This is a genomic window from Acinetobacter larvae, assembly GCF_001704115.1.
Classification (GTDB): Bacteria; Pseudomonadota; Gammaproteobacteria; order Pseudomonadales; family Moraxellaceae; genus Acinetobacter; species Acinetobacter larvae.
In genome coordinates this window covers 2,836,226-2,850,529 of sequence record NZ_CP016895.1, presented here as the reverse complement: position 1 = coordinate 2,850,529, position 14,304 = coordinate 2,836,226, and the positions used below count along the sequence as shown (strand labels likewise).

Genomic DNA, 14,304 nt, shown 5'->3' with positions numbered 1-14,304 from the left:
TCCTTTAAGATTCGAAAGCATTTGTGATAGCAATATTTTGTTTTCTAATAACTTTATAAATAAATAATCCAACCCCCATAGCAATCCAGAAACAACCAAAGCTGAGCGCAGCATGGTCGAGATTGAGCCACAATCCCATGATGCAAAACATGGAAAGAATCGGTAGAAATAGATTGAAGAATTTATTTTTGAAGCCTTTACGTTGTTTATCTCTGACATAGAAACGCACAAAAACAGAGAAATTGACCGCACTAAAGGCAACTAAGGCACCAAAACTGATCAAGCTAATCACTTGGGCGAGATTTAGAAATACCGCACTCAGGGAAATTAACCCGACAAAGAGTACCGAGAAGAAAGGAGTACCCAAGTTGAGGTGCAGGGTACCGAAGTATTTTTTGGGAAAGATATTGTCTTTGCCCATAATATATAGCAAACGCGAGGCACTGGCATGTGAGGCAAGCCCAGATGCAACGGTATTCATAATTTGACCGCATAGAAAAATCGATTGAAACAATGCACCACCCACGTAGAGCACAATCTCAGGCAACGCCTCCGAGGGGTTATGGAAGCGTGCATTATTGGGAAAATATAACTGTATAAACCATGATGCCGTAAAAAAGATAAAACCGCCAGACAAAGTGGTTAACATCACAGCACGTGGAATCGTTTTGGTGGGTTGCTTGGTTTCATGAGAAAGTGTGGTAACCGCATCAAAACCTAAAAAAGAGAAACATAATACCGAAGCACCTGCAATGAGGGGCAGCAGTTCCTGTTGACCTTGCCATAAGGGGGCCAAGGTCAGAACATGGGCATAACCTTGTTCAGAGCCAATGCCGTGTATGACCAGATAGACAAAGATCACCATTAAAATTACAGGTGCGAAAACGAATAATAGACTCAGGTTGGCCAAAAGCCGAATACGAAAACAATTGACCAAGGTCACCAGTCCAGCTGCTACCATGACCCAGAACCAATACGGTAAATGGGGAAATAATGCGGTTAAATAAATTGCTGCCAATAACACATTAATGAGGGGAAGCAGCAAGTAATCCAGTAGTGAACACCAACCGACAAAGAAGCCACTACGCGGTCCCAGACTTTCCGCCGTATAACTATAAGCTGAACCAGGACGTTCTGAGCTACGACTAAATCGGGCATAGCTCCATGCGGTGAGTAACATGGCCGAAAGTGCGAATAAATAGGCAAGTGGCACATGACCTTGGGTGATGCCTGAAACAATGCCGAAGGTATCAAAAACAGTCATCGGCGTCATATAGGCAATGCCAATAATCGTAACTTGCCATAGTGACAGTTTTTGAATGGAAGGTATCTGATTTTCCATGTTATTTAACCTATATTTTGTTGTTTTGTCGGGTGCAGAATCCATGCCAAGAACAGGTCAAATCAGTCGCACCAGCAAAATTTTAGCCACACCACGCCCTGAGGATTGATGCGAGTCAATCCAGCTTGTGACATATGGGAGCGTGCTAGATGCAGATAGAGCCTGTTTAGGGCTTAGCTAAGTACCACAAGTTGTAATGGCTTGGGAGGGCTCGGTATACATTGCTGGTGCGGATGATGCTTTAATAAAGTCCCTGTTTTGATACTGACGGCATTGGAGGTCACGACACGGTCGACGTCATTAATAATGACCGCAGTCTGGTGAATATTCTTTAGGCTTGGCATAAGCACTTTTTCTAAGGCTGATACCAAAATATCAATGGCAATGACCCCGATAAACTGATCTTGTAACATGACCGGATGGGCAACCGTAATGGTATAGGCACTATTGCAAATATAGTCGACATAAGGTCCATGAATATATGGACGTTTATTTTGAGCAGGCTGTTGAAACCACTCAAAGGAACGAAAATCTAAAAAACGCTGTGCATTTTGATAATTTTCTAGTTTGGCTTGTTGTAGTTGGCTCTCGGTTTTATACCACCATTCTAAAGTCCAATAGTCTTCACTGTCTAGGGTTTCTGGGCTATAACTGGCAAAGCCCATGCCATGACTATAATGGCTATCACTGAGCGTAGTTTTAATGGCCCCTTGTAAGTGACGACGTTCCTCCGCTGTGAGCTTAATGCCCTTGGTAATATCGTAGAGATGGTGTGACAGAATCTTCTTGGTATGCACGGCCAGGTGTTGCGCATGGGCCGTGGTTTCATCGAGCACTTGTTGGAGGAGTTGCTGCAGTTGTGCGATATATTGATTTTGGGTCATTCCGATAACTCCTAAAATTACAAATTCCTTTTATCGCTTAGCTATATGTTGTCGAGCAGATGAAATGTTGTCATGTTGTCGAGCAGATGAACATCATCCGGTCATAGATAACTTATATCGAAGCATTTGGTCCGTCAGCATGGCGATGATTTTTTTGCTTTGTACTACAGCATTATCCTCATTTCCTTGTTGAAATGAAGAAAAAATTTGTTGATATTGCTGGATTATCGTGCGGTGGAAAACATCACACTGATATAAGCTCGCAATCAGTGGTGCCCATTCCGCTTGAATCGATAATTCCTGTGTAGCTAAACGTGCCGATTGTGCCAAAGCACATAGTGCCAATAAACAACGTAAGTCAAGTTGTGCTCTGAGATCTGCCGTTGTGGCGGCAGCAAATTGGGCAATGGATAGCGCTAAACGATCTAGCTCAACCTGCGTGGTGCGCTGTGCTGCCAAATAGACGCTATGTGAGAGTACCGCAGCATGAAACTCACCAAGATCGCTAATAAATTCATTACTTGCTTGTTGTAAGGGATGCGCACTGAGTCGGATGTGTTCCGGCAGTTCACAAATAAAACTCCCGCCATGTCGTCCGCGCCGTGTATCAATAAACCCCTTACTGCGTAAAGTATTCAGTGCTTCTCGTATGGTAATTGGAGAAACCCCCATGAGACGTGCCAGTTCCGCTTCATTGGGAAGTTGTTGTCTGCTCTTGAGTAGACCGGAAATAATGGCATTTCCCAAACGTTCCACGACTTGTTCAGAACGTGTCGCTTGTGCGATTGGGGCAAAAATAATACGCAATGCAGACATCACAACACTCTCAGCAGTCACAAGACCATCATGGTCAAGTGACTGTATTTTGGTTAATGATTGCGATCAGTTAAAATCGAGCATTCGCGCAAAGCAAATACCCATTAAAACTGAACAATAGTTAAAAAACACCATAAGGGTGAATAGCTTGCTCATCTTCTGGTACCGCTAAGATTGCGTCCCAAAGTTCGGCAATCTTGCCGTGTTCTACACGCCATAACTCGAAATAAGCATGTCGTTCTGCGGCAATACTGCCTTCAGAATGTGTCAGCACAAATTGACCATCGGCAAGGGTACGGTGAGTCTTGTGATAGACCAACCCTTGCCCTTGTGCGCGAATCTCTGTCAAAAAGTCGATGACTGCATCGACACCATCGCCAATATCTGGGCTATGTTGTGCAAATTGATTGTCTTGGGTGTAGTCACGAAAAGCCTCGTAGTCGCCATCAATCAATGCGGTCTGAAAGAAACGGCTGACCAGTGCTTTATTGGTCGCTTCTTGACCCGTGTGTTCTACATGGCTTGGACCATCGAGTTGGCTACGACCACTGCGATTGAGCGGTGCTTCTTTGACCAGACCATCCCAATGCTCAACAATCAATCCATCTTTGACACGATAAATATCAAAGCCCACCAACGGGTCTGCATCCAGCCCTTCAAAACGCCCATGAATGGCAACCAAATCGCCATCGGCAAGGACGCGGTAGGCTTGATGTTGTAGATTGGGACAGTCTTTGACCAGTTGTGCCAAACCTGTTAGACCATCGGCAACCAAAGGTGAGTGTTCAATGAAGTCTGGTGCAAAATAGCGCTGTAATGCACTGAGATCATGCATGCTAAACAGTTCATGATGTGCAGTGCTAACCAAAGTTTTAAGCTGTTGCTTATCCATGCGGGTCTTCCTTTGATGATTTACTCGATTAGTCGTTAGCGCTCATGACATGTTTGATACGGGTATATTCTTCAAAGCCATAAGCCGATAAGTCTTTGCCATAACCAGACTTTTTAAAGCCGCCATGGGGCATTTCTGCGGTCAGTGGAATATGGGTATTGACCCAAACTGTACCGAAGTCGAGCTCACGTGATAGACGGGTAGCACGGGCATGGTCTTGTGTCCAGACACTTGATGCTAAGCCATAGTCGACATCATTGGCTTTCTCTATGGCATCGGCTTCATCACTAAATTTTTGTACAGTAATGACTGGACCAAAGATTTCATTTTGAATGGCATCATCATGTTGCTGTAAGCCTGTGATGACTGTTGGCTCAAAATAAAAACCAGCACGGTCTGCTTGTTTACCCCCGGTTTCTACTTTGGCATGCGGTGGAAGATTTTGAATAAACGCCGTGACATTTTTCAGTTGATTGGCATTGTTGAGTGGACCATATAACGCATCTTCATCATCGGGGCAACCAAAGCGAGTATTTTTCGCGGCTGTGATTAGTTTTTGCAAGAACTGATCATAAACCTGTTCAGAGACAACAACACGTGTCGCAGCAGTACAGTCCTGACCCGCATTAAAATACCCTGTCATGGCGATCATTTCTGCGGCTTTGTCTAAGTCGGCATCCTCAAACACCAAGACCGGTGCTTTACCCCCCAGCTCTAAGTGAGCTTTGGCCAGATTGGCTGCAGCAGACGCGGCGACTTGTAAGCCAGCACGAACTGAGCCAGTGATAGACACCAATGCTGGTGTTTTATGTGAAACCACTTTAGAGCCGACATCGGCATTGCCTAATACCACGTTAAAAGCACCTTTGGGGAAAAATGGCGCTGCGATTTCCGCCAGTAATAAGGTACTTTCAGGGGTGGTATCACTGGGTTTGAGCACCACGGTATTGCCTGCGGCCAAGGCGGGTGCAATTTTCCAGACTGCCATCATTAAGGGGTAGTTCCATGGCGTAACCTGACCCACCACGCCAATTGGTTCACGGCGAATGCTGGAGGTTAGACCATCCATATATTCAGCTGTGGCGGTGCCGTTAAGTAAACGTGCTGCGCCAGCAAAGAAGCGAATCTGATCTGCACATACCGCAACCTCTTCAGAGGCAATCAGGTGTTTTAATTGTCCAGTATTGCGACTTTGTGCTTCGACCAAACGATCTGAATGGGCAACGATGGCATCCGCCAAATTAAGTAATGCTTTTTGTCGTGCCGAAGGTGTGCTGCGCCCCCAAATTTTAAAGGCAGCTTTGGCCGCTGCATAAGCGGCATCAACATCTGCTGCTGTGGCATTGGGGGACTGTGCATAGACCTCGCCGGTAACAGGGCTAACCAAATCAAAATATTCAGTTCCTTGGCTTACGCTATAGTCGCCATTGATAAAATGTTTGAGTTGTTTCTTGTCCATTTGTGGAAATCCTTTTACTTGAGTTTTTACTTAAGATTTGACTGCAGTTTCAACTGCGCTATGTTTTAACATATAACACTATATGTATTATGTTTAAAAATGGCTGTCAACGTTTTTTTAATTGGGCATCCCAAAAAGGAAGTATTTAATTGCTAAGTTTTATTATTTTTAATTGATGTAATATATTGATTTATAATATAAAAAAATATTTCATTGGTACTATTGAAAAATAAAAAAATACTTTTGGGCTAAAGTTATTGCACAGCTTAGGAGATTTTAATAAACCGAGATAAAAATTGGCTCCTAATAATTTGAACTAATTGGCTCTAGTATGTGGGAGGCAAAGAGCACACATTAGGGGCAACCGTAATGGCTTCGGTCTGAAGGAGATCTAAGCCCTAAGCGTAAGAAGAACATGAGAGGAATGAAGATGGATACTCACAACGCAGCAATCAATGATAGAAAATTACAAGCCACGCCACGTGGCGTTGGTGTAATGTGCCAGTGGTATGTCGAGCGTGCTGAAAATGCCACCATCTGGGATCAGCAAGGCAATGCGTATATCGATTTTGCTGGCGGTATAGCCGTTTTAAATACCGGCCATTGCCATCCAAAAGTTACGGCAGCTGTGGCAGCACAATTAAATAAATTTAGTCATACTGCTTATCAAATCGTACCTTATGAAAGCTATATTGCTTTGGTAGAAAAAATTATTCAGCGCGCACCGATTGCAGGACCAGCCAAAGCTGCTTTATTTACAACTGGTGCAGAAGCTGTTGAAAATGCAATTAAAATTGCACGTGCTGCCACCAAACGTCATGGGGTGATTACTTTTGGGGGGGCTTTTCATGGTCGTACCTTTATGACCATGGCGATGACAGGAAAAACCGCACCGTATAAACGCGATTTTGGTGTGATGCCAAGTGGTGTGTACCATGCGCGCTATCCTGTTGCAGTCAATGGTGTGTCAGTTGCCGATGCCATTGAAAGCTTAGAAGAAATTTTTAGTACTGATATTGCCGCACATGATGTTGCCGCAATTGTGTTAGAACCTGTACAAGGTGAGGGGGGCTTCAATGTAGCCCCAGCAGAATTGATGATTCGTCTACGTGAAATCTGTGATGATCATGGTATCTTGTTGATTGCAGACGAAGTACAAACTGGTTTCGCACGAACTGGTAAACTTTTTGCAATGCAGCATCACCCACAGGTCCGTGCAGATTTGATTACCATGGCAAAAAGTCTAGGGGGTGGATTCCCGATTTCAGCTGTGGTTGGACGAGCTGATGTCATGGATGCACCCAATCCGGGTGGTTTGGGCGGTACATATGCCGGTAATCCATTGGCTGTTGCTGCAGCACATGCGGTCATTGACGTGATTGAAGAAGAACAGCTCTGTGAACGTGCCAATCTGCTTGGAGATCAATTGGTTGATGTATTAGAAGACCTCAAACAAACGCATCATTTTGTGCGCGACATACGTGGTCTTGGATCTATGATTGCGGTGGAGCTTGATACAGCCGAACAAGCCAAAGCAATTCAGGACAATGCGATGCGTCAACAGTTGATCTTATTAACCTGTGGCAGAAAGGCAAATGTCATCCGCTTCTTATATCCATTGACCATTCCTGATGCGCAATTTAAAACTGCTCTGGATATTCTTAAACAGAGTTTTGCGGCAGTTGCTGAAAAGAAAGCGGACTTAACTTATGATTGATCAAAAATTTCATGACTTACTTGCACATCCTGATATTTACTTTCAAGTACCGCAAGGAATAGAAAGCATTGAAGTACAGGATGCGGCAACGGGTGAAAGCTTAGCTTGGGTCAAAAAACATGATCGCGATTCGGTACATGCCGCAATCGCACGTTCAGAACAAGCACAAGCTGCTTTTAAAAAATTAACGGCTTTGCAACGTGCCGATATCCTCTGGGCATGGTATCAGCTGATTTTGCAACATCAAGAAAATTTAGCGCAGATTCTTACGGCAGAGCAAGGCAAGCCCTTAGCTGAAGCTCGTGGTGAAATTGCCTATGCGGCTTCTTTTATCCGCTGGTTTGCAGAACAAGCGCGGCGTATAGAAGGGGATATTTTACAGCCCACCCAAGCACAGCAACGGTTATTGGTCTTAAAACAACCGATTGGGGTAACGGCTGCGATTACGCCGTGGAATTTCCCAGCGGCGATGATTACCCGTAAAATTGCCCCAGCTTTGGCAGCGGGTTGCTCAATGCTGATTAAACCTGCTGAACAAACGCCATTGAGTGCTTATGCACTAGAAGTATTGGCTTTACAAGCTGGTTTACCTGTCGATGTGATGATCACCTTAAGTGGTGATTCAGTGGCGGTTGGGCAAGTGCTGTGTGCCAGTGATGTGGTGCGTAAGCTCAGCTTTACCGGCTCGACAGAGGTAGGGCGTATCTTAATGCAGCAATGTGCTCCGACCATTAAGAAACTGTCCTTAGAGTTGGGCGGCAATGCTCCTGTGATCGTGTTTGACGATGCCAATATCGAGCAGGCGGTCAAAGGCATCATTGCCAGTAAGTTCCGTAATAGTGGACAAACCTGTGTCTGTGCCAATCGTATTTATATTCATGAATCGATTTACGATGTGGTCAGTGAACGTGTGGTGGCTGAAGTCGAGAAACTGAAAGTTGGCGATGGTCGCTTAGCGGGAACGACCCAAGGACCCTTGATCGATGAAGAGGCGGTTGCCAAAGTTGAAGCGCATATTGCTGACGCGGTTAGTAAAGGTGCCAGTGTCAAAATAGGTGGGCAACGCCTTGCTGCCGACAATACCTTCTTTGCACCAACAGTATTGACCGGTGTTACAGCGGCAATGCGTGTGGCGCGTGAGGAAACTTTTGGACCCTTGGCTGCGTTATTTTCTTTTAAAACAGAAGAAGAAGTCATTCAAATGACCAATGATACCGAGTTTGGTTTGGCTGCCTATTTCTTTAGTCAAAGTACTGCACGGCAATGGCGCGTAGGAGAGGCTTTAGAATACGGCATGGTTGGGGTGAATACGGGATTAATTTCCAATGAAGTCTCACCCTTTGGTGGTGTTAAACAATCAGGTCTAGGTCGTGAAGGCTCGCAATACGGTATTGAGGACTATGTAGAAATTAAATATCTCTGTGTCGATTTATCTGAGTAAATTTCACCGTAAAACGCAAAACCTTGTGTTTGCCCATTCAAACACAAGGTGGTTTTGTTATGTTGAGGCAAGGACTCAGTCATTAGACCCATACACGGTGTCGATGGCTGAGTTTTTTATGCTTTGATTTTTTTGAATAATTTGTGGTTGGGTTCAGGCAGATAGCGATGACAGCACGATGATGTGATTAGTTCTGACCATTATTGCCCCATTTTAAATAGGCTGCGCGTTGGCTGAGTAAAGCATAATAATCGGCAATATATGGGAGTTCTGGTTTCTCAAAAGGCGTTAACATCCAACGTTGTACAGATAATCCGATGACAATATCAGCCAGACTAAAACAATCTCCTACAACATAGGCTTGGGTTTTTTCTAATTGTGCTTCTAAGATCGCCATGCTATTGCTCCACGCTTGGATGCTTTTTGCAACCAATTCAAGGTCTTGATGCAATGGAGAATGACGAACCAAATGCATGACAGCATAGCTCCAGCTGTTATTGAGTTCAATAGCTTGCCAATCAACCCATTGATCAATCCGTGCACGTTGTTGTGGCTGGGTTGGATAGAGTGCCTGTCCTTGGTATTGGTTGGCCAAATAACGAATGATGCTATTGGATTGCCATAAACTAAAATCACCATCTATGATGACAGGAATCGTTGCATTGGGGTTGAGTTGAATAAATTCTTCACCTTGTGTGGATTGGAAGCCTTTGCCCCAGTCCTCACGTTGAAACGGAATATTAAGCTCTTCGCATAGCCAGAGCACTTTACGGACATTAATTGAGTTTGAGCGACCTAAAATCCGAATCATGTAAAACAACTCCTTTGTTTGTGAGCTATTGCTGATCTTGGGAATAGCAATAGGACTTCGTGAATTGATTATTCGTGAATTGATTATATGTCGAGATTTGATTTGACGCTGATGATTTCTTTACCAATCATAACGCAGCCTAAATAAGCTTACATCGGGCGTATGTTGAGAATCTTGGGTAAAAAAATGTTCAAAGTCGAAGCCAAATTTATATTTAAATTTTAAGGCAAAACCAAAACCATAGTCATTGCGGTCGTAATGCATGGCTTTTTTAAAAGTCGCGCCATAGCCCATGATATACGGGCGTATGGACTGTAGGAATGGATGCTCTAGGTTAAATTTATAGCCCACATAATACTGATAGCCATAGGCCTCAATATCTTTTTGAGGAAAACTTTCTTTGAGTAAGTAGTTTGGAACAATATTTTTATACCATCCACCTCCCACACCGATTAACCAGCGATCGTTATTGTAAAATAAGGCTGAGCCAAACATTTCTTGATTAAACTTTTTTTCGAGATGATTGTTTTTATCTCGTAAATTGGCATCTACATGATGCCAAACACTACTCAGGGAGAGATTGGGTTGCAGGCGTAGATCTAGACCTAAAGATAATCCTTGCTTTTTTTGGTATAAAAAATTCTGCTGCGTATCGGTATCATGATTATTCAATAAATATGCCGCATATACATCAAATGATTGAAATTTTTTTTCATAACGTAGAGTATTTTTAGTCGATGCACTGCCGTCATAATGTGCAAATGAACTCCATGCCGCAGGTTGCCCAATGACTGCATAGTCATAAAGATCAAGTCTTTGACCGATTAAATCATAATATAAGCTCTGGATTTGACCGTATTTCACTGTGCCATATGTTGTACTGGATAAACCCAAATAAGATTGTTCTCGTGTGAATGCTTGTTCACCATTCTGATAATGTCCTTGCCAATTTAAAGTTTTGAGAGGATTAAAAAAAGCTTGATAGCCATAGAGCAATGCCAAGTCATCATTGAATTTATATTCGGCATCAATATAAAATTTACTAGCAGCATTATAACCATCCCTGCGGTATTTTTGTTTTTCATTCATCTCATTGTACTCATCAAATAATAGGGCTTGAAGCCTATAACTTCCATGCGTGGATATTTTAAGTTGATCTTCATTATGTAATGGTTGATCAATATTTATAATATCAACATTTGCATATGCGTGTTGTTGTAGTAAATATAAAGTGAAGATGCTTGTAATTAGGTATTTCATTTCATTGGTTTTTTGGGATAAGGTCGGATTTTTATACTTTTATTTTTAAGTGCAATAAAATAATTTTTAAAGATATGGTTATATTGCGCCTATAATCTAATTTAGAGATATGTTAATCATTTTAATGATATATTTTTTATTGTTTTTTACAGGTATTTTTATTTGCATCAAAGTTCATGACTGACATTACTCAGATGTATAGAGGTATAAATGCTTGTAATTTACCCTAAAATATTAAATGCTCATTTGATCACAATACTGTTGGGCTGTTGTTTTTTTCTCACAGCATGTGGCGAAAGTAGTGAAACTGGAGATGCTGTAGCATCGGCAACAGAATCGACAACAGCAGCACTGAGCAAGCAAACAGCACAAGAAAGTCAAATTATCAAACAGAATACTGTACCAATACATACCACAGCCAATGCTGCTGCCATGGCAAAAATTCCGTCCAATTACCACTTTTTAAACCCCGGTTATTTTACGGTGGCAGTACATGTCACAACACCGCCCTTAACCTCTTTGGCACTTGATAATCAGACTGTGATTGGTGCGGAGGTCGATATCGCACGCTTAATCGCAGATAGCTTGGGCTTGCAACTAAAATTAGTGCCTACGTCTTGGGAGGATTGGCCTTTAGGCATTCAGGCTGGGCGTTATGATGCAGCCATGATTAATATTGCGGTGACTAAAGCACGCAAAGAGAAATATGATTTTGCGACTTATCGGACCGATGTTTTAGCTTTTTATATTCAACCAGAACGACAAGATATACATGAGATCAAAAGCGCTAAAGATATTTCAGGCTTAAAAATTGTCGTAGGTGCTGGAACCAATCAAGAAAAGCTATTATTGCAATGGAATGAACAGCTTATAAAGCAAGGTCTCGCGCCAGCCCAACCGGTATATTTACAAGATACTTCTGCGGCACAATTGGCTTTACAGTCACAACGTGTTGATGCGCTACTGATTCCTGATTCTTTAGGATTATGGAATCTGCGTAACGGCTCCAATATTAAGCGAGTTGGTTATATTACCGCTACAGGAAAAGATAAAGCCGATGTTGCCGTGACTGTAAAAAAAGGCTCAGGATTAATCGATGCTGTTCAAGAGGCTTTACAAGGCACGATTCAAAATGGTCATTATGAAAAAGTCCTGACACGATGGGGCTTGGGGGATGTTGGTGTGACGACATCACAAATTAATCCCAAAGGCTTTGATGAATAAAATTCAAATTTTTATATTTAGCTTCTTTGGAAAATAAATCATTTACCTTTAAATATTAACTCTATTAATAGGCTAAAGATGAATAAGCTAAAGATGAATAAGCTAAAGATGAATAGGTTAATTATTAATAGATTAAGTATTAATAGATTAAGTGTTAATGAATTAAGCACGAATAGCTTAAATGTTAATAAATGAAAAGCTAATAGATTAAACATTGATAAATTATAAGTTAACAGATTAAATCTTGGGTATTTATGAAAGAAGTCTGCTTATTCATCTATGTGTTGTTTGATCTGTTGATGTCGCTGGAAATGTATTTACTGGTATTGGTTGTACGATGACTTGAGTTAATTTTATGTCCATTTTAAATATTAAGCATATTGCATTATTAATTGCTGGAAATTATTTAGATCATGATCCATATACAGGGCTCAATCATAGTCTGGATTTATTTTCCTATGCAGAAAGTCTCGGCTTTAATGGTGCTTGGATTCGACAACGCCATTTAGAATCAGGCGTTTCATCTGCGAGTACTTTTTTGGCTGCTGCCAGTCAAAGGACAAGCGCGATTGAATTGGGGGCTGCGGTTATTCAGATGGGCTATGAAAGTCCATTTCGTTTGGCTGAAGATTTGGCGACAGTGGATATTTTATCTCGGCAGCGTTTGAACATCGGTTTAAGTGCAGGACAGCCCGCGCATTTAGATTTAATTGGATCAGCCGTCTGGGGCACAGGCTGGCAGCAGCAAGATTTTTCATATCGGCGCATAGAACAACTGCGACATTATTTACAAGGTCAGTATTTTGGTGAGGCTGATGATCTAATTGAGTCTCCAGCCGCATTGCAACGCCCTCGTATACAACCTTATGCGGCAGGATTAAGTCAGCGCCTATGGTATGGTGGCGGTTCATTCCGATCAGTCACCTGGGCTGCTGAACAGGGATTCAACCTCTTATTAGGCAATCTTTGTTCTGGTGAGGGGCATAATGATTTTTATCAAGCACAATCGCATTTGTTGGCGCAATATCGCAGGGCGCTTGGCGCACAACAGCAAACGCGTATTGCAGCTGGGCGGGTGATTGTACCAACCGACAGTGCCGATCAACAAAGTCTTGAGCAATACCGAAAATTCGCGCAATCACGGCAGCAGCGAACTTTAGCGCCAGTTGGCGAACGAGGCACTGTGTATAGTCATGATCTGGTTGGTCGTAGTGAGGAAATTGTACATAGACTGATGCAAGATCCAGTGTTACAACAGGTACAAGAGCTGCGCATCGAATTACCTTATGCATTTAGCCATGCGCAATATCAACAAATTCTTTTTGATTTTAGTCAGAAAATTGCCCCTTATTTGGGATGGGAAAAGTGCAAAAAATCTGCAACATCCACAGCACCAACAGCAGAGCAGGTCCTAACAGAATAAGCACCTTGAGGCATTGAGTGGATTGCTTGACTGCATTTAAGCAGGCATCTGTGCGAATAAATGAAGATCAAGTCAAATAATAGGGTTTATGTTGCGTGATGATTCAGCGTATGCTGGCGTAATTGTTGTCTAATAGAATATTGAAAATAATAGATCGAAAAGGAGATTCAATCCATCATGAATGCATATTATCAACTCATCGAACGTAAGGTAGCAGCAGATGGTCGAGTGACGGCACGCTATTGTTCTACCATTCATGCACAAGGCGCATGGAATGCTCATGAACAGCATATGGCACCAGCGAGCGGTATTATCGCCGCTGAATTAGAACAGTTTGCTGTGCGTGATGATATGCGGATCGGCAGGATTAGTTTTGATATTTGGGGGTTAATTCATTTTGGTGAGTTTTCTATAGAGACTGAGATTGTTCGCCCAGGTCGTAGCATTGAATTGATTGAATCGACCCTGCAAGCTCAGGGCAAAACCTGTATTGTGGCGCGTGCTTGGCGTATGTGTACCAGTGATAGTCGTCAAATTGCAGGATTAGAAGATCAAGTCATTCATCAACCCGAAAGCTATGCGCCTTGGAGCGGTTTAGCTCGCTGGCCAGGTGGTTTTATACGATCATTGCATACGCGTGCAGATCCAGCACATCGTGCGGGCAAAGGAACAGTGTGGTTAAACAATGATTTGGCAATGGTTGAAGGGCAAGCCACCAGTGACTTTGTGCATTTAATCGGCATGATAGATGCTGCCAATGGCATCGTGGCACGGCAGGAGGGCGATTTTCAATGGGCATTTCCAAATTTAGATTTGCAAATTCATATGCATCGTTATCCACAAGGGCAGTGGCTCGGTTTACAGACTGTTCAACAATATGGTGCAGATGGCATTGGTTTAACCAGTTCTGTTTTACATGATATTTATGGTCCATTTGGACGAAGTGAGCAAATCCTGACTTTAAGGCAAATTTCCAAGGCTTAAATGATGATATGAAATACTTCCATATAATGTCTGTATATTGGTTTTAAAAGA

12 protein-coding genes are annotated in these 14,304 nt (G+C 42.6%); 5 read left to right on the top strand and 7 right to left on the bottom strand.

Translation table 11 applies throughout. From position 1 onward, the window contains the following. Positions 1-4: 4 nt before the first annotated feature. The 5 genes from BFG52_RS12700 to BFG52_RS12680 all read right to left on the bottom strand — a co-directional run bounded on the left by BFG52_RS12700 (position 5) and on the right by BFG52_RS12680 (position 5,393). The gene (locus BFG52_RS12700) at positions 5-1,342 is read right to left on the bottom strand and encodes an APC family permease (RefSeq protein ID WP_067556880.1); all 1,338 of its coding nucleotides are present in this window, start codon (positions 1,340-1,342) and stop codon (positions 5-7) included. Between the two features lie 173 nt (positions 1,343-1,515). After that, positions 1,516-2,226, bottom strand: a complete 711-nt coding sequence (locus tag BFG52_RS12695; RefSeq protein WP_067556877.1) for a cache domain-containing protein — start codon at positions 2,224-2,226, stop codon at positions 1,516-1,518. 93 nt (positions 2,227-2,319) lie between these two features. Beyond that, a complete protein-coding gene (locus tag BFG52_RS12690) occupies positions 2,320-3,042 on the bottom strand; it encodes a FadR/GntR family transcriptional regulator (protein WP_067559545.1) in 723 nt (240 codons plus the stop codon). A 121-nt stretch (positions 3,043-3,163) separates the two neighbouring features. Continuing rightward, the gene (locus BFG52_RS12685; RefSeq protein ID WP_067556874.1) at positions 3,164-3,934 is read right to left on the bottom strand and encodes a nuclear transport factor 2 family protein; all 771 of its coding nucleotides are present in this window, start codon (positions 3,932-3,934) and stop codon (positions 3,164-3,166) included. A gap of 28 nt (positions 3,935-3,962) precedes the next feature. Then, on the bottom strand, positions 3,963-5,393 hold the full coding sequence (locus BFG52_RS12680; RefSeq protein ID WP_067556871.1) for a gamma-aminobutyraldehyde dehydrogenase: 1,431 nt from the start codon (positions 5,391-5,393) through the stop codon (positions 3,963-3,965). Between the two features lie 430 nt (positions 5,394-5,823). Between BFG52_RS12680 and gabT the strand changes: the two genes are divergently transcribed. Next, positions 5,824-7,110: a 4-aminobutyrate--2-oxoglutarate transaminase gene (gene gabT, locus BFG52_RS12675; RefSeq protein ID WP_067556866.1), complete on the top strand. Its 1,287-nt coding sequence runs from the start codon at positions 5,824-5,826 to the stop codon at positions 7,108-7,110. Then, entirely contained in the window at positions 7,103-8,551 is a 1,449-nt protein-coding gene (locus BFG52_RS12670; RefSeq protein WP_067556864.1) for an NAD-dependent succinate-semialdehyde dehydrogenase, read from the top strand. The genes gabT and BFG52_RS12670 overlap by 8 nt, the downstream gene beginning before the upstream one ends. A 187-nt stretch (positions 8,552-8,738) precedes the next feature. On the opposite strand, the gene BFG52_RS12665 is transcribed toward BFG52_RS12670, so the two are convergent. Next, positions 8,739-9,362, bottom strand: coding sequence for a glutathione S-transferase family protein (locus BFG52_RS12665; RefSeq protein ID WP_067556861.1), 624 nt, complete (start codon positions 9,360-9,362; stop codon positions 8,739-8,741). A gap of 120 nt (positions 9,363-9,482) precedes the next feature. Next, positions 9,483-10,451 (bottom strand): porin, encoded by a 969-nt coding sequence (locus BFG52_RS12660; protein WP_157758113.1) that lies wholly within the window; start codon positions 10,449-10,451, stop codon positions 9,483-9,485. A gap of 381 nt (positions 10,452-10,832) precedes the next feature. Between BFG52_RS12660 and BFG52_RS12655 the strand changes: the two genes are divergently transcribed. From BFG52_RS12655 to BFG52_RS12645, 3 genes are all read left to right on the top strand, one after another. After that, positions 10,833-11,846, top strand: coding sequence for an ABC transporter substrate-binding protein (locus BFG52_RS12655; RefSeq protein WP_067556854.1), 1,014 nt, complete (start codon positions 10,833-10,835; stop codon positions 11,844-11,846). Positions 11,847-12,201: 355 nt separating this feature from the next. Then, positions 12,202-13,269, top strand: coding sequence for an LLM class flavin-dependent oxidoreductase (locus BFG52_RS12650; RefSeq protein WP_067556851.1), 1,068 nt, complete (start codon positions 12,202-12,204; stop codon positions 13,267-13,269). Between the two features lie 177 nt (positions 13,270-13,446). Next, positions 13,447-14,253 (top strand): thioesterase family protein, encoded by an 807-nt coding sequence (locus BFG52_RS12645; RefSeq protein WP_067556848.1) that lies wholly within the window; start codon positions 13,447-13,449, stop codon positions 14,251-14,253. The last annotated feature ends 51 nt before the right edge of the window (positions 14,254-14,304 follow it).

Coding starts and splice junctions, on each gene's coding strand:
- BFG52_RS12700 (WP_067556880.1), bottom strand. CDS start 1,342: ATGGAAAATCAGATACCTTCCATTCAAAAACTGTCACTATGGCAAGTT.
- BFG52_RS12695 (WP_067556877.1), bottom strand. CDS start 2,226: ATGACCCAAAATCAATATATCGCACAACTGCAGCAACTCCTCCAACAA.
- BFG52_RS12690 (WP_067559545.1), bottom strand. CDS start 3,042: ATGTCTGCATTGCGTATTATTTTTGCCCCAATCGCACAAGCGACACGT.
- BFG52_RS12685 (WP_067556874.1), bottom strand. CDS start 3,934: ATGGATAAGCAACAGCTTAAAACTTTGGTTAGCACTGCACATCATGAA.
- BFG52_RS12680 (WP_067556871.1), bottom strand. CDS start 5,393: ATGGACAAGAAACAACTCAAACATTTTATCAATGGCGACTATAGCGTA.
- gabT (WP_067556866.1), top strand. CDS start 5,824: ATGGATACTCACAACGCAGCAATCAATGATAGAAAATTACAAGCCACG.
- BFG52_RS12670 (WP_067556864.1), top strand. CDS start 7,103: ATGATTGATCAAAAATTTCATGACTTACTTGCACATCCTGATATTTAC.
- BFG52_RS12665 (WP_067556861.1), bottom strand. CDS start 9,362: ATGATTCGGATTTTAGGTCGCTCAAACTCAATTAATGTCCGTAAAGTG.
- BFG52_RS12660 (WP_157758113.1), bottom strand. CDS start 10,451: ATGAATGAAAAACAAAAATACCGCAGGGATGGTTATAATGCTGCTAGT.
- BFG52_RS12655 (WP_067556854.1), top strand. CDS start 10,833: ATGCTTGTAATTTACCCTAAAATATTAAATGCTCATTTGATCACAATA.
- BFG52_RS12650 (WP_067556851.1), top strand. CDS start 12,202: ATGTCCATTTTAAATATTAAGCATATTGCATTATTAATTGCTGGAAAT.
- BFG52_RS12645 (WP_067556848.1), top strand. CDS start 13,447: ATGAATGCATATTATCAACTCATCGAACGTAAGGTAGCAGCAGATGGT.